Raw genomic sequence first — 19,948 nt, 5'->3', positions numbered from 1 at the left:
GCCCCGGCCCCCCGGACCCCGGCCGTACGTTCCCGCGTACCCGGCGCGCCGCGCACACGAGTCGGCGCCGGACGGCGGAGGGGGGTCCGCCGTCCGGCGCCGGGCCGGGCCACTGGTCGGGGTGCTGGTCGGGGCGCTGCCACCAGCGGGGGACTCAGCGCTGGGCCACCAGGCCCTTGGGTTCCAGCAGGAACTGGGTGTAGTTGTCGTCGTGCGGGATGCCGGGCACGGCGGTCCACGGCAGTACGGCGCCGCGCGTCACCTTGCGCACGCTCGGTTCGCGCACGGCCTCGTCCACCAGCCCCTCGCGGTCGGTGAAGACGTTGAGGACCAGGGACCCGCGCAGCGGCGCGACCCCGTCCGCTTCCGTCCACGGGGCGACGATCACGAACGGGAAGGGCAGTTCGGTCCCGACGGCCGGATGGTCGGCGCGGTCCGCCGACAGGACGACGGGCCGCAGCAGGAACGATCCGTCGTCGAGCTCCGTGACCGGGTCGGCCGGGTCGAACCGGGCACTGTGGTCGGTGAGCCGGGCACGCAGCCCCGCCACCTGTTCGCGGATCTGCTCGGCGCGCACCCGGTCGACGACCAGCAGCGTGGCCGCGTCCGCGGTGGCCGGCAGGGACGGGAGCCGGCCCAGGCGCTCCGCGAGCCGGTCGGCGACCTCGGCCACCGGACGCGTCGTCAGCACCGCGGACAGGTTCGTGCAACGGGTGCCGCCGTCGAAGGAAGCGGACAGCGCCAGGTGGTCGACGACCGCGTCGTCGAGGTCCTGGTCGAGGAGCGCCTTGGTGCGTCCGGGCCCGCGCACCGCCACGGACTCCCGGTCCTGCCACTGGGCCACCGCCCGGTCGCCGCCGTAGATGATCCCCCGGTCCGCCTCGCGCAGCAGGAAGTCGCCGACCCGGTGCGAGCACGGGAGGTAGGCCGCCTTGACCGGGTCCAGACCGGCCGCCAGCAGCGCCGCGAGCAGGCGCCGGGCGGTGAACGGGTCCCGGCTGCCCGGCTTGACCAGCACGCTGTAGCCGTGGAACAGCGCCTGCACCCAGGAGACGTTGGGCACCGGGTGGTTGCTCGCCATCACGGCGGCGAACATCTTGCCCCGTGGCACCCACCGGGTGGCGAAGCCCTCGCCGAACCGGGTGTCCGGCAGCTCCGCCGCCGTCGTCTCGGCAAGCTCCCCGACCTCGGCGACCAGGTCCCGCACCGCCTGGGCGACCGCCGCCGCCGTCAGCCCCGTGGCGTGCGAGACGCGCCGCGCGTACTCCCCGGGGCTCTCGCCGTCCAGGGTGGCGCTGGCGAACAGCCGGGCCGCCTCGGTGAACAGCGCGGGTTCCGGCGCCCGGCCGTCGGCGTCCGCTCGGATCTCGTTCACGGCCGCCAGCGCGAGCAGCTGCGGCGCGTTGCCGACGTCCGCGAGGTCGCCGCCGAGCACGCTGGGCAGCCGGGTGCGGTCGGCGCTGGGGACGGTGCGGCCGCACACGTACGGGTCGATGGTGACCGGGGCCGTCACAGTGCCCATCAGTAGACTCCCTCGATGATGCGTACGTCGCCCAGGGCGCGGTACGTCTGGATGTCGGCGAGCCCGTCGACGGTGGAGCCGGGACCGGGCGCGAGGCGCAGCGCGCTGTCCCGTTCCAGGATGTTGGGCAGGAACATCTCCTCGGCCACCAGGTGCAGCCGGACCCGCCCGCGCTGCCCGTACTCCACCAGCCGGCCCTCCTCGTCGACGAGTTCGAGGCGGGTGGTCTCGGGGAAGGGCTCGAAGACGGCGGGGTACGCGTCGTCGCCCGGCGCCGCCGGACGCTGCGGAGCCACGCCCATGAGGCTGTTCCCGTAGATGCCCACGACGGCCTGACCGGGGAAGAACACCTCCTCGAGCTGGTGCAGGCTCTCGGCGCTGATCGACGTACCGGCCCAGACGATCGCCCGGACCCCGTCGCGGACGCGCGCGAGGAGCTTCGGCCGGGCGCAGATGGCCTCCAGCAGCGGCGGCGTGGTGTTCAGCACCGCGATGTCCTGCGAGTCCAGGATGATCTCGGCCTGGTCCAGCAGGTGCTGCACGTAGTCGTCGGCCTCGTCCTCGCGGCCCGCCGCGAGCAGCCGCTTGACCCAGCGCGGGTCCAGGTCGACGGTGTAGAAGACGCCGCCGCCGAGCGCCGCGTAGCGGGACACGTCGAAACCGATGACGTGCGGGCCGCTGGGACCGAGGTGCAACCAGTTGCCGTCGGCGGGGACGCCGGAGGCGATGAGGCGCTCCCTGGCCCACACCAGGATCCGCGCGCGGTAGCCGCTGTCCACGATCCGCTTGGGCGCGCCCGTCGTGCCGCCCGAGTCGTAGACCCGGAAGGGCCGCCCGGCCAGCCCGCGCGGGATGAGGTCCTGGGCGGGCACCGTGCGCAGCTCGTCGCTGACGTCCGGGAAGCGGACCAGGTCCGCCAGGCCGGCGATGTCGGTGACCGGATCGAAGCCCAGCAGGTCCTTCTTGCCGAGCCAGAACGCGGAGCCGGTGTCCTGCCCGAAGTGCCAGGTCATCAGCTTGCGTACGTGGCCGTCGAATCCGCTGCTGCGCTCACTTTCGGATGCGCCAGAGGCTTCGGTGAAAGGTGTCATGGCGTCTCGTGCCCTCCTCGTGTCATGCGTACGCCGGCCGGATCATCGTCCGGCCGGCGTGCATCGAGGCCGTATCGGCCGGGGCCCCCGCGGGCCGACGGGAAACGCGGCGGCGGCCGGCCAAACGCGACGCCGGCTGGGCGAACGCGGCGGTCTCGGCAAGGCGTCGGCCCGGGCGAACGCGGCGGTCTCGGCAAGGCGTCGGCCCGGGCGAACGCGGCGCGCCCTAGCGCTCGCGGGGCGTGAGCGTCAGCGCGACCAGGCAGGCGATCAGCGGGAAGGCCGCCACCACTCCGAGCGCGGTGGTCAGGGACATCGACTTGGCGAGGGCGCCGGCCGTGGCGCTGCCCACGCCGCCGCCGACGAAGAAGGTGAGGTTGAGCAGCCCCATCGCACCGCCGCGCAGGGCCGGTTCGACGCGCGCGGACATCAGCGCGGTGGTGACGACCTGGGTGACGGCGAAGGCCGCGAAGCCCAGCGAGGCCCCGACGATCAGCAGCGCGGGCACGGATCCGGCCAGCGAGCACGCGAGGGCGACGGCGGTGGCGGCGGCGGTCGCGGCGAGCAGCCGGCTGCCTCCGGCGCCGGCGGTCAGCCGGCCGGCGACGCGGGACAGCACCGCTCCGACCACCGCGCCGGGCAGCAGCCACGCACCGATGGCCAGGACGCTCCAGTGGTGCTCGCGGACCAGGATCTGCGGGACGGCGTACATGGCCGCGAAGAGCCCGGCGTAGACACCGATCCCGGTGACCGCGGCGCGCACGAACAGGCTGTCGCCGATCAGGGGGCGGGGTACGAACGAGGCCTGCGCGGTCCGCACCCGCCAGGTCAGACCGGCGAGGGCCACGATCAGCGCGGCGGCCAGAGCGACCACCAGCGCCGCGGACAGGCCGAGGGCGGACGCCTGGATCAGCAGCAGGAACGAGGTGGCCGCGACGGTCAGCAGCGCCGCCCCGGGCAGGTCGAGCGAGCGGCCCGATCCGCGCCGCACGGAGGCGGCGCTCAGGCAGAGCGGAACGGCGAGCAGGGACAGCGCGGGCAGGACCAGCGTGATGCGCCAGGTCATCCACTGGGTGAACACGCCGCCGGCCAGGGTGGCGCTGGCCGAGAAGACTGCCATGGTGCCGCCGAAGCCGGCCAGTACCTTCGGGCGGTCGGCGGGTGCCGAGGAAGCGGTCAGGGCCAGCGCGCTGGAGGTCATGGCGCCGGAGCCGGCCGCGAGCACGAACCGGCCCCCGACCAGGACCCCGAGGTTCGGGGCGAACAGGCAGATGAGGGTGCCGACGGCCAGGACGAGCGAGCCGACCAGCAGGGAGGTGCGGATGCCCTTGGAGTCCGCGAGCCGCCCGAACAGGGCGGTGCCGACGCCGAGCGCGAGGGCGTGGGCGGTCAGCACCCACGCGGCGGCGGAGGGGGTGGCGTCCAGCGCGGCCGCGACGTCGGGCAGCGCGACCCCGGCCGCGGTCACCCCGAAGACGGCGGGCCCGAACAGGGCCCCGTACCGCAGTCCGGCGGAACGGGCGGAATCCGCCGCGGCGCCGGTCCCGCCGGCGGGCGCGGCCTTGGAGGTCGATACGGCTGGTTCGGTGGCCATGGGAGCAATCCTTAATGTCACGCGTGAGGGAAGACGAAGGAAGAGCGAGGTGCCGAAGGGGAAGAGCGAGGTGCGGAAGACGGGCCCGCCCGGCGGGGGAACGGCGCGCGGGCCCGCCGGTCTATTTGCCCGGGACGACGGTGTGCCCGACCCGGAACAGGTTCCGCGGGTCGTAGCCCGCCTTGACCCGGGCCAGCCGGGCGTACGTGGGCGCGTCGAAACACTCCGCCGCGGCCTCGGCGGTATCGGGCCCGGCAAGGAAGTTGAGGTACCTGCGGCCGGTCCCGCGCGGGGCCATCGCACGCACCACCTGGCCGGGCGCACCGGGCGGCGAGAGCGTGGACAAGGTGAAGGCACCGTCCCGGTTGCCGACCGCGTTGGGCACGTCCGCGGGACGCGACAGCGCACCGCCCAGCTGCCGCAGCTCCACCATCAGGTCGGCGCAGTCCGCCCCGGGCCCGGCCAGCGCGAGGATCTCCTCGACCGCCACCGGGTCCAAGTCCCGCAGCACGATGTTGCGTTCGTGGTAAGGCATGGGCTCGGTGGGATCCTCGTGGATCTCCGCGACCTCCGTGTACGGCATGTCGCGCACCGAGTCGACCAGCGCCGGCCCAATGGCGCGCAGCGGACGCACCAGCCGCTCCCCGTGCTCCTCTGACCCCGCGAAGGCGATCCGTACGTGCACGGCGAGACGGCCGCGCAGGAACTCCGGGACGGCCGGCACGTCCGGCAGGCGCAGCAGCGCGAGGGAGGAGGTCATCGCCTCGGGCAGGTCCAGGGTCCACGCCCGCCAGGTGCGCAGGACCTCGGGGGCGAGCTCACCGGGGAAGTACAGCCCGCCGCCGTACAGCCGCCGTACGGGCACCAGCTCGAACTCCAGCGCCGTGACGATCCCGAAGCTCCCCTTCCCGCCGCGCAGCGCCCAGAACAGATCGCCGTGCTCGGTGGCGGAGACCGTGCGCAGCACACCGTCCGCGGTGACGATCTCGATCCGGGTGACGTGGTCGGCGGCGTAGCCGTACAGCCGGCCCAGCGGACCGAGGCCACCGCCCAGCGTGTAGCCGACCACGCCCACCAGCGGCGAGGAGCCGTTGAGCGGGGCGAGCCCGTGGAAGCCGGCGCTCGCGACGACCTGGTGCCACTGCGCGCCGGCCTCCACCCGTGCGATCCGCGCGATCGGGTCCACCGCCACGGAGTTCATCCGCCGGGTGCTGACGAGCACGCCGCCCCGGGCCGGCGCCGCGATGCCGTGGCCGGTGGCCTGCACCCCGATGGGCATGTCCAGCCGGGCGGCGAACTCCACCGCGGCCCGTACGTCACCGGCCGTGACCGCCGCCACGATCAGCGAGGGCCGGTGCCGCGCGATGACGTTGAAGCCGTCGAGCTCGCGCTCGTAGGCCGGCTCACCCGGAAACAGCAAATCGCCCTGGAGCCTCGGCACGAGCCAGTCCACCGCCTCGTCCGAGGCGGAGGGGATCCGCTCGTCCGAAACCGAGGGGATCCACAGGTTCTCTGCCACTGTCCCAAGTCCTTTCCGCTACGCGTCCTGTGCCGGCCACGTGCTGTGCCCGGCGACGACCAGCAGTCTTTCCCCGCGGACGGCGCGCTCCCATCCCCCCGCCCCAAGGGACCGGCCCCGCTGTCTCCCCCTCATCTGAGGGGGAGACAGCGGGGCCGCGGGCTCCGCACCGGACCACACCCGACCGCACCGCACCGGACCGCTCAGGCCCGCCCGGACAGCCCGCGCAGGCTCCGCGCGTGCTCCTCGCGCAGCGCGGCGAGCTCCTCCTCCAGCAGCGCGATCCGGTCCTCCGGAGCCAGGTCCGAGGTGACGGCGGTCTCCGGGCAGGGCACGACCGGGCGGATCGGTTCGCGGCGGAGCAGGCCGACCAGCGGCTCCTGCCCGGCCTCGCCGCCCAGGATGAGCTGCTCGAGCTCGCGCAGCCGCGCACCCGGCTCGATGCCGAGCTCCTCGGTGAACCGCCGGCTCGTGTCGCGGTACAGCGCCAACGCCTCCGCGGTACGGCCCGACCGGTGCAGGGCGAGCATCAGCTGGGCGCACAGCGTCTCGCGGAACGGGTGCTGCGCCACGCTGCGCGCGAGCTCGCCCAGGACCTGACGGTGCTGGCCCAACTGGAGTTCGAGCTCGAAGCGGCACTCGATGGCGGCGTGCCGGTCCTCGTGGTACTTCAGGGCCACCGTTTCCAGCAGCGCGCTGTCCAGGCCCGCCCCGATCGGCCCGCGCCACAGCCCCAGCGCCTCCTGGAGCTGTAGGGCGACCGCCTCGCTGGGCGCCTCGCGGGCCTCGGTCCTCGCCTGGGCGACGAGGTTCTCGAAGTGGTAGAGGTCCACCGCGTCCTGTGAGACCCGTAACTGGTAGCCGCCGGACGGATGGGTCTCGATGGACGCGGCGGCCCGCGCCTTGGTGAGCAGTCTGCGCAGCCCGGACACGCATATGCGGATCTGACTGCGGGCCGAGCTCGGCGGAGCCTCGCCCCATATGGCGTCGATCAGGCGCTCCACCCCGACGACCCGGTTGGCCTCGATGAGCAGCATGGTCAGCAGGATGCGCTGCCGGTTGCCGCCGAGCGCGATCTCTCCGCGCTCGCCGTGCACGGTGAGCGCGCCGAGTACGAAGAACGAAAGGTGCCCCAACATGAATCCCCCATCATGAATCAGCTCTCAGTCCGAGTACGCCCGCGTACCTTCCGCGCGGTGCCATCCCCGCACCGGTGGTTCTCCCCGGGCCGGCAGCGGGGCGGAAAGGTGAAACACCGGCGCCAGGCAATCGGTTGCCGCTCCCACGAGCGGCGATCGCCCCGGCACCCGGCCGGTAACCGCCGGGCCGGTCATCGCCGGGCCGGCGGTCGCCCGGCCCGTTCCGCCCGCCCCCGTGCTCCCGCTCCACATGATCGCCAGCCTTGTGCACCGGCCGGTCGATTCCCATCCCGCATTCAAGGGGGAGGCGGACGAACGGCCACCCCCCTCAAGTGAGGGGTTGGCCTTCCGCTCCCGGGCTGTCAGGATCATGAAATGACCGGTTCGACCGCTTCCCGCACCGAGATCGGCCGCGCCGAACTGCTCGCGCGGGCCGCGAAGGCCACCGACGCCCTGAGCATGTTCGCCGAGGCCTCCCACCAACTGCGCCGACTGATGCCGTACGACGCCGCCGTGTGGCGCGTCACCGACCCGGTGACCGGCATGATGACCGCCCCCATCCGCGCGGAGAACCTCGACGAGGGGGGCTGCGCCGTGTACTGGGAGAGCGAGCTCTTCACCGAGAACGTGAACCTCTTCCGCGATCTGGCCCAGGCTCCCGTACCGGTCGCCGGCCTGCGCCAGACCACCGGGGACCTGCCCGCCCGCAGCACGCTCTACCAGGACTTCATGAGGCCGCGCGGCTTCCAGGACGAGCTGCGCGCCGTGCTGCGCGTCGGCGGCCGCCCGCAGGGCCACATCAGCCTGTTCCGCGCGAAGGGCCGGGAGGCCTTCGGGACGGCGGAGACCGGGCTGATAGCCGGACTGCTCACCCCGCTCGCCAAGAAGCTGCGCTCGTTCTCCGAGCCGTCCCCGCAGCGGCTGCCGGACGCCCTGCACGGCCCGGGACTGCTGCTCTTCGACGTGTCGGGCGCCCTCCTCTCGGCCAACGACGACGCCCGCGCCCACCTCGACGACCTCCCCGAGGGGCCGTCCGTCCCCTCGCCCATGGGCCTGCGCATCCCCGTGTGGGTCCAGTCGACCGCGATGCAGGCGCGGGCCATCGCCCAGGAGCGCGACCGGGGCCAGGCCCGGGTCCGCATCCGTACCCGTACGGGCCGCTGGCTGGTGTGCCACGCCTCCTGCCTGCGCCAGGCCGACGGGACGCTCGGCGCCTCGGCCGTGGTGATCGAGCCCGCGAAGACCTCCGAGATCGTCCCCCTCATCGTCGACGCGTTCGAGCTGACGGACCGGGAGACGGAGGTGACCCAGTGCATCGCCCGGGGCCTGCCCACCGGGGAGATCGCCGAACAACTGCACCTCTCGCCCCACACGGTCCGCGACCACATCAAGGCGGTCTTCGAGAAGGTCGGAGTCTCCAGCCGGGGCGAACTGGTCGGCAAGCTGTTCACCGAGTACTACGCCCCGCTCACCGAAAAGGGCATCCTGCGCGTCGGCACCAGCTGACCGACGCCCCGCCCCGCCCACTCCACCCGGTCGCATCGTCGGCCGACCCCCGTCGGTCTGTCGCGTGGCGCGCCACCAGGCGTGCTCCACGCTTCCCCACAGCGAATGACGTTCGTTTGCGGGACCCCTGGGAAGCCCTGCGGACAGGGCAGTCCCACGGATGGGACGTGATGCCTTTGCGGGTGCTAGTGCACACGTCCGGCAGCAATCTAATCTCCGACCCGGCGCTAGGACCACCGACGCCGTGCCGAGTGGCCGGATCACTCTCTCGACAAAGGCGCCCCTCCCGTCCGGACCGATGAGCCGGTCCACAGCCGGACGCGAGATCAGGACGCGGACCCCCCGGCCGCTGCAGAACGGAAGAACGCCGTCCGCTGACAGCCGGAATGACCCAAAACCTCCGCCCGCTAACGCGGAGGCGTGCCCGTCACTTCGACGTCGTCGAAGAGCTCCAGCATCCGGCTCAACACCCGTACGCAGGCGGTCACCTCGGCGTCGGTCAGGCCGCCGCCGACCCGCCGCAGCAGGGCGTGCTCGCGGGCGGTCACGGCGGTGATGGCGGCGAGGCCGGCGTCCGTGAGCCGGATCAGCGAGGAGCGCTGGTGGGCCGGGTTGGGGATCGTCTCGGTGAAGCCGCGCGCCGCGGCGTCGTTGACCATGCGCTGCACGAACTGACGGCTCAGCGACTGGGCCTGGCCCATCTGCGGGACCGTCATCGGCCCGTGTTCGCGCAGCAGGTCGAGCACGGCGCGCACGCCGACCGAGAGGTCCTGCTCCGGGGCGTCCTGCTCGATCTTGCGCTGGACGCGCCGGTAGAGCGGCCCGACGAGCCCGAACACCTCCATGAGCCGCTCGGGCAGGTCGTCGGGGGAGAGCGGTCGATCGGTCGGGGTCTGGTTCACACCACCATGATGACACCCAAGTTGTCATCGCTCCACAATCATGACACCTTGGTTGTCATGACCGAGAACGCGACCGCCAGCCGCCCGCCCGCCTCCGCCACGTCCGCGACCTCCGCCACGTCCGCGACCTCCGCCACGTCCGCGACCTCCGCGACCTCCGCGACCTCCGCGACCTTCGCGACCTTCGAGTCGGCGGACGGCCCCCTCGCCTACCGCGACGCGGGCCCCCGCGACGCCCGCCCGCTGGTCCTGCTGCACACCGGCTTCACCGACCACACCCAGTTCGACAACCTGATCCCCGAACTGGCCCTGCGCCACCGGGTCATCGCCCCGGACGCCCGAGGCCACGGCTCCTCCGCCAACGCGAGCAAGCCGTTCCGGCGGGCCGACGACCTCGCCGCGCTGCTGCGCCACCTCGACCTCACCGGACCGGCGGTCCTGGTCGGCGTCTCGATGGGCGCCCTGATCGCCGTCGACACCGCGCTGGTCCACCCCGAACTGGTGCGTGCCCTGGTCGTCAGCGGCCGCGGCATCGGCGAACCGGACCTCACCGACCCCTGGTCCGCCGCGGTCGCGGAAGCCCAGTCCACCGCGCTCGCGACCGGCGACATCCCCGCCTGGCTCGACGCCTTCGCCCGGTGGGTCCCCGGCCCGAGCCGCACCCTCGCCGACGTCGATCCCGAGATCGTGCGCCGCGTGCGGGAGATGGCGCTGCGCACGCTGATGAAGCACACCCCGGACGAGCCGGACTTCACCGTCCCGGTGGCCGACGCACCGCGGCGCGCGAAGGGCATCACGGTCCCGGTCCTGGCCGTCAACGGCGCCCTCGACGCCCCCGGCACGGTCGCGACCGCCGACGCCCTGATCCGCGCCGTCCCGAACGGCCGCACGGTCACCCTCGACGGCGTCGCCCACTACACGACCATGGAAGCCCCGGAAGCCTTCGCCCGGATCCTGGAGGCCTTCCTGCGCGAGGTCGACGCCCAGGAGGGATGACCTCTCCGGGACAGGCGGCTTCGACTGGATGCGCCTGAAACAACAAAAGGCAAGGAGGGGTAACCACTCCTTGCCACTCTCAAGGTATAGCGCACCGGGGGGCTTGCGGCAAGGCCCCACTCATACCGCAGAATCGCTCGCTCAAGCCCCGACCTGCGGAAATGAGAACCCTGATGATCGACGTGATCGTTGCCGGCGGCGGACCGACCGGTCTGATGCTGGCCGCCGAACTGCGGCTGCACGATGTGCGCGTCGTCGTGCTGGAGAAGCTGACCGAGCCGACCAAGCAGTCCCGCGGCCAGGGCCTGCACGCGCGCAGCGTCGAGGTGATGGACCAGCGAGGCCTCCTGGACCGCTTCCTCGCGGTCAGCGAGAAGTTCCGGGTCGGGGGCCTCTTCGGCGGCATCATGAAGCCGTGGCCGGAGAGCCTCGACACGGCCCACCCGTACGGCGTCGCCACCCCCCAGCCGGTCACCGAGCGGATCCTCAACGAGCGCGCCCTGGAACTCGGCACCGAGATCCGACGCGGCTGCGAAGTGGTGGGGCTGACCCAGGACGAGGACGGGGTGAGCGTAGACCTGGCGGACGGCACGACCCTCCGCTCGCGCTACCTCGTCGGCTGCGACGGCGGCCGCAGTACGGTCCGCAAGCTGCTCGGCGTCGACTTCCCCGGCCAGCCGGCCACGGTCGAGACGCTGCTCGGCGAGATGGAGGTGACGGCGGATCCGGAGACGATCGCCACCCTCGTCAAGGAGGTCAACAAGACCCAGCTCCGCTTCGGCGTCGTCCCCACCGAGGGCCGGCTGTGCCGGGTCATCGTCCCCGCCGACGGCGTGTCCGAGGACCGTGGCGCCGAGCCGACCCTGGAGGAGTTCAAGCAGCGGCTGCGCGCCTTCGCGGGCACCGATTTCGGCGTGCACTCGCCGCGCTGGCTCTCCCGCTTCGGCGACGCCACCCGCCAGGCCGAGCGCTACCGCGTCGGGCGCGTCCTGCTGGCCGGCGACGCGGCGCACATCCACCCGCCGACCGGCGGCCAAGGCCTCAACCTCGGCGTCCAGGACGCCTTCAACCTCGGCTGGAAGCTGGCCGCCGCGGTCGACGGCTGGGCTCCGGAAGGCCTCCTCGACACCTACCACGCCGAACGCCACCCGGTGGGCGCCGCCGTACTGGACAACACCCGCGCCCAGATCGCCCTGATGGGCTCGGACCCGGGCCCGACCGCCCTGCGCGACCTCTTCTCGAAGCTCATGGACTTCGAGGAGGTCAACCGCTACGTCACCGGCCTGATCACCGCCGTGGAGGTCCGCTACGACTTCGGTGAAGGCCACGACCTCCTCGGCCGCCGCATGCGGGACGTGGAACTGAAGCAGGGCCGCCTCTACTCCCTCATGCACGAAGGCCGCGGCCTCCTCCTCGACCGGACGGGCCGCCTCTCGGCGGAAGGCTGGGCGGACCGCGTGGACCACGTAGCGCACGTCACCGAAGACCTGACCACCCTGCCCGCTCCGGCGGTCCTCCTCCGCCCGGACGGCCACATCGCCTGGGTCGGCGACTCCCAGGAAGACCTCCTCACCCACCTCCCCACCTGGTTCGGCGCCGCCGCGGGCGCATGACGCTCCCCGCCGGCGGGTCACGGGAATGCGGGTCACGTGGGTGTGGGAGCGGGAAGTCGTCACTGTCGGTGAGGGGGGTGGCGCCGAGAGGATGGTGTCAGTCGAAGGGGGAAACGCCCCCGGACACGAACTCATAGGAGATGACATGAACTTCTCGGTGGATTCCGATGTTGCCGGCAAGTCTGCTCTGAGCCTTTCCCGTAAGGCCGCGCTGGGTGTGGCGGCGGCCGCGGTGGTGGGCGGGGCGCTGTTCGCGCCGAGTGCCTTCGCGGCGGAGGCGCCCACGGGCAGCGCCGTCGTGGCCGGGTGCGCGGAGTGCTACCCCGACGTCATCTGGGCCCGCCCGCCGAGGGGCGGCGGGCCCCGCAGCCGGGCCGGAGCAAGGAGAGTGAGCCGTGGACTGGCTCGAACGTTGTGTGACCGACGCGGACCGTTTCCTGCGCACGCAGTGGCGCCGAGGGCCCGCTCTGCTGCGTCCGGCGAATCCGCCGACCGAGGTTCTCGGGCTCGCGGACCTGGACGACCTGCTGGATTCGGGCACCTTGAAGGTGCCGTACGCCGGCCTGTTCACGACGGCCGGCGCGGTGCCCGAGGCGGCCTACTGTCCGCCCCGGCTGGTGGCCGGCCGCCATCTGGAGGGATGGCTCGACGCGGAGCGGGTGCGTGCTCTGATCCGCGACGAGCAGGCCACCTTGCAGCTGCGCTACGTCAACCACTGGTATCCGCCGGTGCGGGAGCTCACGGCGGGACTGGCACGCGAACTCGACCGCCTCGTCGAGGCGTTCCTCTTCTACTCGCAACCCGGGCGCTTCGGTGCGGTGCACCGCGACGACGGCGACATCCTGGTGCTCCAGCTGAGTGGCGCCAAGCACTGGAAGGTCTACGGCGGGCCGACGGACGGGCACTGGCAGCCCGTGCGGGAGGACGACCCGGGCGAGGTGTTGCTGGACACCGTCGTACGACCCGGCGAGGTGCTGTACGTGCCCAACGGGTACGCCCATACCGCCCAGGCCACGGCACAGGGCCCCTCGCTGCACCTGACGATCGTGCTGCGCGAGGCCGGAGCCGATCACCTGCGGACGGAGCTGCGGTCCTTCCTCGCGCAGGGCCTGGCCCTGCCCGCCCGTCCCCTCGATGAGGCGGACCTGACGGCGACGGCCGCCGCTCTGCTGGCCCACGTGAGCGGCCGGCTCGACGCCGCCGACGCCTCTTCCCTCGTGCACAGCGCCCGCTCGCACGCCTACAGCAGCCGCCCCACGGCCTGAGCGAGAGTGAGAGCGACATGGACTGGCTGACGCGATGCGTGGGCGACGAGCAGGAGTTCCTTGCCGCGTACTGGCGCCGCGAACCGGTTGTGCTGCATCCCGAGTGCCCCCCGGTGGACGTGATCGGCGCCGCCGACACGGATGCCCTGCTGGATGCGGGACTGCTCAAGGTTCCGTACATCGGGCTGGTCCACGCGGACAGCCACGTGCCCGTCGAGCGGTTCTGCACCCCGCGGGTGGTGCTCGGTGAGCTCGTCGAGGACTACGCGGACGGGGACCTGGTACGCCGCCTGGTCGAGGAGGAGCGGGCCACCGTACTCCTGCGGTACGTCGACCAGTGGCACCAGGGCGTGCGCGCACTGTGCGCGGGGCTGGGCGAGCAACTCGGCCGGCAGGTGGAGGCGTTCTTCTTCCGCACCCCGGCCGGCACCCAGGGCCGCCCCCTGCACCGCGACGACGCCGACGTCCTCGCGATCCAGATCAGCGGCGAGAAACGCTGGCACGTTCACGCCGGACCGCGCGACGGCAACTGGGAGCCGGCCCGGGAGGACGGCGACCCAGGTGAGGTGCTCCTGGAGACCGTGCTGCGCCCGGGTGAGGTGCTGTACGTACCGCGGGGGTTCGCGCACCGCGCCGACGCCGTGGGCGACGCGCCGTCCGCGCACCTGTCGCTGACCGTGCGCGAGGCGGGCACCGCGAACCTCTACGCCCTGTTGCAGGCGATCCTCGCCGACGGGGCGCACATCCCGGGACGGCCGCTGGACGACCGGGAGCTGACCGAGGCCGCCGCGACGCTGATCGACCACCAGCGCCGCGCGGTGGACGCCCTGACCCCCCGGACGCTGGTCGCTCTCGCCCGCGACGCCATGCGTGGCGTGTGACGTCCGCTCGTACCCCCTGCCCACCCCCTGACCACCCCTGACCATGGATACGGACCGCCCCCGATGCCTCGCGCTCGGGGGCTGCCCGTCTGTCCCTCCGTCTGCCCATCTGCCCGTCCGTCCGCCTGTCTCTCCCTCTGCCGCCCGATGATCTTTCTGCCTATTCTTGGCCCGGGCATCCAATGCGCCGGCGGCCGGCACGGCCCGTCGGGCCGGCGGCGAAGGGGCAAGGGGTGGCAGTGCAGGCGCAATCGGGACCGTTCGACGCGGCTCGCGGGCTGGGGGAGAGCGACCTGGCCGTGTACGGCTGGGTGCTGGAGCAGCGGACGGGCGCGGCACAGGCCGTCGCCGAGGGTCTCGGGATCACCGCCGAGGAGGCCGGGGCGAGCCTGGAGCGGCTGCGCCGAGCCCGGCTGCTGCACGCGCAGACCGGTCCCGGCGGGTCGCAGGCGGTGTTCGCGGTGGCGCCCGAGACGGCGCTGGCGCAGCTCGCCGCGCCCGTGGAGGCGCGGATACGGGAGCAGCAGGCCGGGCTCGCCGCGATGCGCGAGGACCTCGGCCCGTTCGCCGCCCGCTACCACCAGCGACGCGCGCGCGGCGAGGGGCTGGAGCTCCTGGAAAACGTGCAGGACGTCCGCAACACCCTCAACCAGGCCTCGGACCGCTGCCGCAAGGAGGTCCTGGCCAGCCAGCCCGGGGGCGGGGCGCGGGTCCCGGAGGCGATGCAGGAGGCGCTGGTGCGGGACCGGGCGATGCTGGCACGCGGGATCCGGCTGCGTACGCTCTACCACCACACGGCCCGCTTCAACGGCCCCAGCCAGGCGTACGTGGCCGCCGCCTCGGCGCTGGGCGGCCAGTACCGCACCGCGCACGAACTGTTCGGCCGGCTCATCGTGTTCGACCGCGAGGTGGCCTTCATCCCGGTCAGGGACGACAGCTGGGGCGCCGTCGTCATACGGGAGCCGTCCACGGTCGCCTACCTCTGCGAGATCTTCGAGCAGAGCTGGGACCGGGCCACACCGTTCGCCGACGCCGCCGGCCAGGGGCTCGAAGAGGTCTCCCGCGAGATCCACGAGACGATCGTCCGGCTGCTCGCGGCCGGCCTCAAGGACGAGGCCATCGCCCGCCGGCTCGGGATGTCGCTGCGTACGGCACGCCGCCACATCGGCGACATCATGGAAGAACTGGGCGCCGCCAGCCGCTTCCAGGCGGGTGCCCACGCGGCGGCTCAGGGGCTGCTGGCGGCAGACGGCGGTTGCGAGGAGCAGCCGGCGTCCGGAGCGAATGCCGGCTGAGGACGCCGTCGGCCGCTCCCGGGACCGCCGCGTCGCGTGTTCTCGGGAGCGGACTTTCGCGGCTGGTCGCGCGCTGCCACGTGCCTGATGCTGGTTCTGCGGCCCGGGCAGGACATCTGAGCGGCGGCGTGTGGAACGAGGAGCGGGGCGGGGCATGGACGGCGGCAGGACCATGGCGCCCTGGGCGGCGGCGCGGAGCCCGGTCCAACTCACGGAGCTGGTGCTGTTCCTGTCGGTCCATCTGGACCGGGCCCCGGGTGTGCTGTGGCCCGAATACGAACACCCGCCCCTGGGCGCCCCCCAGTGGTCGCAGGTGCTCGACCGGCTCGCCCTCGAACCAGGCCCCGGCGCGGACCTGGTGGCCCGGTGCGGCGGGACGGGGAATCCCGCCGCGCACCGGGTGGTCCATCAGATCCAGGGGGCCGGGACGTGGCGCCTGTCCGGCGACCGGGGCGGCGTGGGCGCGGACGCCTTCCAGTGCCGGTTGCTCTCGGGAGAGGTGCTGTATGTCCCGGCCCGTTGGACCTGGTCGGTGGAGCTGAGCCCCGGGGGACGGTACGTGCTCACCGACCTGGTGCCGCTCTAGCTCTCGAGACGGGGATCAGCCGCCCCAGGAGGTGTCGCACGGCTCCATCCGGCCGTCGCCGCCCGCCTCGAACTCCGTTCCGGTGACGGACGTGCCGGTCGACTGGAGCACGATGTGGCCGCAGTCGATCTCGTCGGCGTACGCGGGGGAAGCGGGCTGGAAGCCCAGCAGGACGGCGGTGGCGACGGCGGTGAGGAGCAGGACGAGGCGCTTCGGCATGGTTCCCCCGGGGACATGGCCGGGCCCACCCGCTGAGCGGGCCCGATGCGGTGTGTAGTGCGGGTGCGGTGCGTGCACAACACTGGCGCAGCCCGCTGGCGTACGTACGGGAGCGTCCCCTTCACCAACGTGCCTGACCGCAAAGTGAAGGGTTCCCAAACCCCCGCACAACCACCAGAACCAGGCAAACCAAAGGCCCTGAAGCTCCTATCGGTCCTATCTATCCTCAGGCGACGTAACCGCGCTGGAGGGCGAGCACCACGAGCTGGGTGCGGTTGGCCGTGCCGGTCTTGTCGCGCAGCCGGCGCAAGTGCGTGTCGACGGTGTGCGGACTGATGCCCAGCCTCCGGCCGATCCCGCAGTACGTCTCACCCCCCGCGAGCAGAACCAGCACCTGGCGCTCACGGGGCGTCAGGGCAGGCTCGCAGACGGCGGCCTTCAAAATGTCCGGCATGGCTGGCTCCTCCTCATCGACGGCGTCCCCGGACAAGCCACCAGGCCCACCCGGAACACCCCCCACCCTGCGTCAGCCCGGGGCACCCGGCGAGGACGAAACCACCTCAGCAACCTGCATGACACCAAAGCGAGGAGCCCACAAACCACCCAAAACCCCCGCTCGGGAACCCTGCCCGCGCCCACCACGACGCCGCCGGGATGCGCGTCAAGGGCCTCATGGAGGCCCTGGAGGAGGCTGCGCGTGAGCAGGAAGAGGCGCGACAAAAGGGGGCGACCCGAAGGAGCAGAACAAACAGAGCGAGTGCCGACGGGTCCGGCGGCGACGCAAGCTCTAGTTCTCATGTGTGCAGGGACCGGTCTGCAGCTGGCGGTAGGGTGCCCTCGATGACCGGCGGCTGGCCCTTGCCGTTGAGCCAGGCGGCCCGGCAGCGACAGAAGACTCCGGCCGGGGTGAATCCTTTCCGGACCTCCCCGCCTCTTGTGTGTGTACCGGCCGAACGGGCTGGCAGACCAGGAGGAAACGCGAATGATGGTCACTGGCCTCGTAGTGATCGGAGCCCTGCTCGTGGGGGCGTGCAGTTGGCACCTGATGCGGCGCTACAAGAGCCAAAGGTGACTGGCGCCCGCGGCGCGGGGGGTCTTCCGAGAGTGAGGAGCAGATGAACCAACGCTATGCCTGGCCGGACGAGCGGCTGATCAGGGCCGCTCAGGACGGTGACGTCACCTCGCTCACTACCGTCGTCATGGAATCGCAGCCCCACGTGCGCAAGTTCGCCCTGTCGCTGTGCGCCTCGCCGCAGGACGCGGAGGACGCGGCCCAGGAGGCGCTGATCATCCTCTACCGGAAGATCGGCACCCTGCGGGCCACGGGCGCGCTCGCCTCGTGGATGTTCCGGATCGTGCGCAACGAATGCCTCCGGCAGGTACGGCTGCTCGTGGCGCGGAGCGACGAGGCGCCGGCCGTACCGGAGGCGTCCGCGGAGCCGTCCGCCGAGGACGCTGTCCTGCGCAGGCTGGAGGCGGAGAGAGTCGCGGCCGCGGTCAGCGCCCTCCCCCGCGACCAGCGGCAGGTCCTGATCATGCGAGACATCCAGGGCCTGCCCGGCAGGACCGTCGCGCATGCGCTCGGTCTGAGCAGCGCCGCGATGAAATCGCGGCTGCACAGGGCACGGGCGACACTGCGCCACTCGCTGGCGGCGACCGGCCGGACGACAGCCCCAGCGTTCGACCAATCCATCGACCCATCAGCTGGAGGGGACTCACCACAGTGAACACCGTGAGCAGCACGCGGGGCGCGACGGGCCGGGCCACCGCACCGTCCGCTACGCCCGAGAGAAACTTCGCCAGCAGGTCCCTCCTGCGCCATCTGGCGCGCGGCGTAATCGGCTTCGGGCTGGTCATCGGCTCGATCGCCCTGGTGCCCGTCGCCGGCCCGGTTACCCTGCTGGCGGCCCCGTTGGCCCTGATCGCCTTCCGTGGCTGCCCCACCTGCTGGATGGTGGGCCTGGCGCAGACCATCTCCCGCGGCCGGCTGGAGCGCCAGTGTGCGGACGGCGTCTGCACCCTCACCAAGGTGCACCCGTCGCAGGCAAGAAGCGCTCGACGGCCGCATGGCGCGACTACTGGGCTTCGGCGGTCGTGATCTGTTCCAGGACCTCGGCGGAGAGGGATCGTTTGCCGGGGGCGGACGTGGGCGGCGACAGGCGCAGACCGCCGGCGTGCCGGTGGTGAGGAGCCACTCGGCCGCGGTCTTCCGGACGATCGGATGGGGTGCTCCAGCATGCCCTCACGGCGGGGATCGCGGGCCCACGTCGGGTGCAGCTGCCGTCTTTGATGGCCTCGGCGAGGGTTGCAGGCTGCGCCCGCTCCAGCCGCCGCGCCCCAAGCCACGCCGGCCTCGGCGAGGGACGGCGCCGACTCCGAAGGAGCCTGCGAAGACCATCTGGCCTGTGTGTATCGCCCATTACGGCCTTGCGTGGGCCAGGGATGAACCCGATCTGATGCAGGGCTGCCCGTACCCGCCTCCACACACGCGGAAGACCATCGACAGGCGGAAGAAGGAATGGCTGCCACCGGACTACGGACTGCGCGAGCTTCGCCATCTGCGCTGAAAGCCAGCGAATCTGCAGTCTGTTGTCAGTGGGGGAGTCGTCGGTTGCCTGTAGCCATGGGATGTTGTTCGTGCTGGTGGCGGGCTCGACGTGGCGGGGTTGGTGACAGGTCGTTGCGGCATTGACGGTGACAAGCGATGACGTTCCAGCCGGACGGGGCGCTGCGGATCCTCAACTTCGCAGTTTCATTGGTTTCGACGTGCTGTCGAGGGTCAGTGGATCTGGTACGAGGCGATCTTTCCAGAGTCTAGCTCTAACTCAGATTGAAGCATTCTGTGTGGAAGGCTGTTTCTGCTGGGTCTGCTCAGAGGCTTCGGCGCGGAGCGCGGGGAGCACCGGAGCCTGCGCAGCAGGCCCGCTCTGGTGGAGCGCAGTGCTCAGGTATCCGCTTCGAAGGGGGCGGTCTCGACCGGGTTGATGGGGCTCGGCCCCTCACTGCTGCCGGCTGGCCCGTGGAGCGGGTGCACTCGGATGGGTCGGGTGCACCCCCTGAGTGGCCTGTTCGGTGCTGTGTTTAGGGTCTTGGGATGATCCAGCCTCTTACGGGGCCTCTTACGTGGAGGCATCCTCTTGCCGCGTTCCTCATGGTCTTTGTGATATCTGCCTGCTGGTATGGGCTTCAGCCGGTCCCTCAGGGGTGCGTCTTGCTGCATGGAGGGGGGACGAGTTGGAAGGAGGTGTATCGGCAGGCCCTCGAGTCGGGGGTGTGTGAGGAGCCGGCGCGTTGGAGGACTTGGATCGAGTGACCCGATTCGAAACCGCGCAGAACCTTCGGCGAGACGGGCTCACCCGTCTCGACTCAAGCCTGCAGCCGTGTCCCTTCCCCCACTTCCCCGGAACATCCCGCTGACAGGTTCGTCAAGCCGGTGAAGTGCACAGGCCGGCGTCCTACGGGGGTAGCTGATGCGGAGGGTGAGCAGAAGTCAGGGACGGCACCGAGCCTCCTCTGCTGCTGGCGGCCCGCGGAGCGGGCTGGTCCTGGAGGCCGGAGCCGGAAGGATTTTGGGTGGGGGAGGAGCGGAGCGGACCCGTCCAAGGGGCCAGAGCCCCAGTCCCTGTGAAACGGGGTCACCTCCCGCGCGGAGCGCGGGAGTCCTGGAGCCCGCGCAGCGGGCCCGCTCTGGTGGAGCGCAGCGGGCCCAGAGCCAGTCCGAAGCGAAGCGCAGGACTCCGGCCGAAGGCCGGCCATGGCTCGGAGCGAAGCGCAGAGCCCGGGCCCGAAGGGCCCCGGCCGAGCGCAGCGAGGCCGTTCA

The 19,948-nt window shown here is 72.2% G+C and carries 17 protein-coding genes; 9 read left to right on the top strand and 8 right to left on the bottom strand.

Annotated elements, in window-relative coordinates:
• Nucleotides 1-154: 154 nt before the first annotated feature.
• From J7E97_RS32965 to J7E97_RS32945, 5 genes are all read right to left on the bottom strand, one after another.
• Entirely contained in the window at nucleotides 155-1,522 is a 1,368-nt protein-coding gene (locus tag J7E97_RS32965; protein ID WP_215034890.1) for an aldehyde dehydrogenase family protein, read from the bottom strand.
• Nucleotides 1,522-2,613 (bottom strand): long-chain fatty acid--CoA ligase, encoded by a 1,092-nt coding sequence (locus J7E97_RS32960; protein WP_251055512.1) that lies wholly within the window; start codon nucleotides 2,611-2,613, stop codon nucleotides 1,522-1,524. The genes J7E97_RS32965 and J7E97_RS32960 overlap by 1 nt, the downstream gene beginning before the upstream one ends.
• Before the next feature lie 226 nt (nucleotides 2,614-2,839).
• Nucleotides 2,840-4,207 carry an MFS transporter gene (locus J7E97_RS32955; protein WP_215034888.1) on the bottom strand — a complete coding sequence of 456 codons (1,368 nt, stop codon included), beginning with the start codon at nucleotides 4,205-4,207 and terminating at the stop codon, nucleotides 2,840-2,842.
• Nucleotides 4,208-4,328: 121 nt separating this feature from the next.
• The gene (locus J7E97_RS32950; RefSeq protein WP_308346913.1) at nucleotides 4,329-5,726 is read right to left on the bottom strand and encodes an FAD-binding oxidoreductase; all 1,398 of its coding nucleotides are present in this window, start codon (nucleotides 5,724-5,726) and stop codon (nucleotides 4,329-4,331) included.
• Between the two features lie 203 nt (nucleotides 5,727-5,929).
• Nucleotides 5,930-6,865, bottom strand: coding sequence for an AfsR/SARP family transcriptional regulator (locus J7E97_RS32945; protein ID WP_215034886.1), 936 nt, complete (start codon nucleotides 6,863-6,865; stop codon nucleotides 5,930-5,932).
• A gap of 375 nt (nucleotides 6,866-7,240) precedes the next feature.
• Here J7E97_RS32945 and J7E97_RS32940 point away from each other — a divergent pair, with 375 nt between their 5' ends.
• Nucleotides 7,241-8,371, top strand: a complete 1,131-nt coding sequence (locus J7E97_RS32940; protein ID WP_215034884.1) for a helix-turn-helix transcriptional regulator — start codon at nucleotides 7,241-7,243, stop codon at nucleotides 8,369-8,371.
• 407 nt (nucleotides 8,372-8,778) lie between these two features.
• Here J7E97_RS32940 and J7E97_RS32935 read toward each other — a convergent pair whose 3' ends face one another.
• Nucleotides 8,779-9,216: a MarR family winged helix-turn-helix transcriptional regulator gene (locus J7E97_RS32935; protein ID WP_215034892.1), complete on the bottom strand. Its 438-nt coding sequence runs from the start codon at nucleotides 9,214-9,216 to the stop codon at nucleotides 8,779-8,781.
• Between the two features lie 114 nt (nucleotides 9,217-9,330).
• Here J7E97_RS32935 and J7E97_RS32930 point away from each other — a divergent pair, with 114 nt between their 5' ends.
• The 6 genes from J7E97_RS32930 (at nucleotide 9,331) to J7E97_RS32905 (ending at nucleotide 15,909) form a co-directional block, all read left to right on the top strand.
• Nucleotides 9,331-10,269 carry an alpha/beta fold hydrolase gene (locus tag J7E97_RS32930; RefSeq protein ID WP_215034883.1) on the top strand — a complete coding sequence of 313 codons (939 nt, stop codon included), beginning with the start codon at nucleotides 9,331-9,333 and terminating at the stop codon, nucleotides 10,267-10,269.
• Nucleotides 10,270-10,442: 173 nt separating this feature from the next.
• Nucleotides 10,443-11,882, top strand: a complete 1,440-nt coding sequence (rox, locus tag J7E97_RS32925) for a rifampin monooxygenase (protein ID WP_215034881.1) — start codon at nucleotides 10,443-10,445, stop codon at nucleotides 11,880-11,882.
• Nucleotides 11,883-12,277: 395 nt separating this feature from the next.
• A complete protein-coding gene (locus J7E97_RS32920; RefSeq protein ID WP_215034879.1) occupies nucleotides 12,278-13,147 on the top strand; it encodes a cupin domain-containing protein in 870 nt (289 codons plus the stop codon).
• Nucleotides 13,148-13,164: 17 nt separating this feature from the next.
• Entirely contained in the window at nucleotides 13,165-14,028 is an 864-nt protein-coding gene (locus J7E97_RS32915; RefSeq protein ID WP_215034877.1) for a cupin domain-containing protein, read from the top strand.
• 233 nt (nucleotides 14,029-14,261) lie between these two features.
• Nucleotides 14,262-15,323, top strand: a complete 1,062-nt coding sequence (locus J7E97_RS32910; RefSeq protein WP_308346912.1) for a helix-turn-helix transcriptional regulator — start codon at nucleotides 14,262-14,264, stop codon at nucleotides 15,321-15,323.
• A 154-nt stretch (nucleotides 15,324-15,477) separates the two neighbouring features.
• Nucleotides 15,478-15,909 carry a hypothetical protein gene (locus tag J7E97_RS32905; RefSeq protein WP_215034874.1) on the top strand — a complete coding sequence of 144 codons (432 nt, stop codon included), beginning with the start codon at nucleotides 15,478-15,480 and terminating at the stop codon, nucleotides 15,907-15,909.
• Nucleotides 15,910-15,924: 15 nt separating this feature from the next.
• On the opposite strand, the gene J7E97_RS32900 is transcribed toward J7E97_RS32905, so the two are convergent.
• The gene (locus J7E97_RS32900; RefSeq protein ID WP_215034872.1) at nucleotides 15,925-16,128 is read right to left on the bottom strand and encodes a hypothetical protein; all 204 of its coding nucleotides are present in this window, start codon (nucleotides 16,126-16,128) and stop codon (nucleotides 15,925-15,927) included.
• Nucleotides 16,129-16,354: 226 nt separating this feature from the next.
• Nucleotides 16,355-16,582 (bottom strand): response regulator transcription factor, encoded by a 228-nt coding sequence (locus tag J7E97_RS32895; protein WP_215034871.1) that lies wholly within the window; start codon nucleotides 16,580-16,582, stop codon nucleotides 16,355-16,357.
• 661 nt (nucleotides 16,583-17,243) lie between these two features.
• On the opposite strand from J7E97_RS32895, the gene J7E97_RS32890 reads away from it, so the two are divergent.
• Nucleotides 17,244-17,855 (top strand): RNA polymerase sigma factor, encoded by a 612-nt coding sequence (locus J7E97_RS32890; RefSeq protein WP_215034869.1) that lies wholly within the window; start codon nucleotides 17,244-17,246, stop codon nucleotides 17,853-17,855.
• 5 nt (nucleotides 17,856-17,860) lie between these two features.
• On the top strand, nucleotides 17,861-18,226 hold the full coding sequence (locus J7E97_RS32885) for a hypothetical protein (protein WP_215034867.1): 366 nt from the start codon (nucleotides 17,861-17,863) through the stop codon (nucleotides 18,224-18,226).
• Nucleotides 18,227-19,948 lie beyond the last annotated feature (1,722 nt).

Source organism: Streptomyces sp. ISL-66 (assembly GCF_018614135.1).
Lineage (GTDB): Bacteria > Actinomycetota > Actinomycetes > Streptomycetales > Streptomycetaceae > Streptomyces.
Note: the sequence above shows the minus strand (reverse complement) of the source record. Positions and strands in the feature narration are given on the sequence as shown.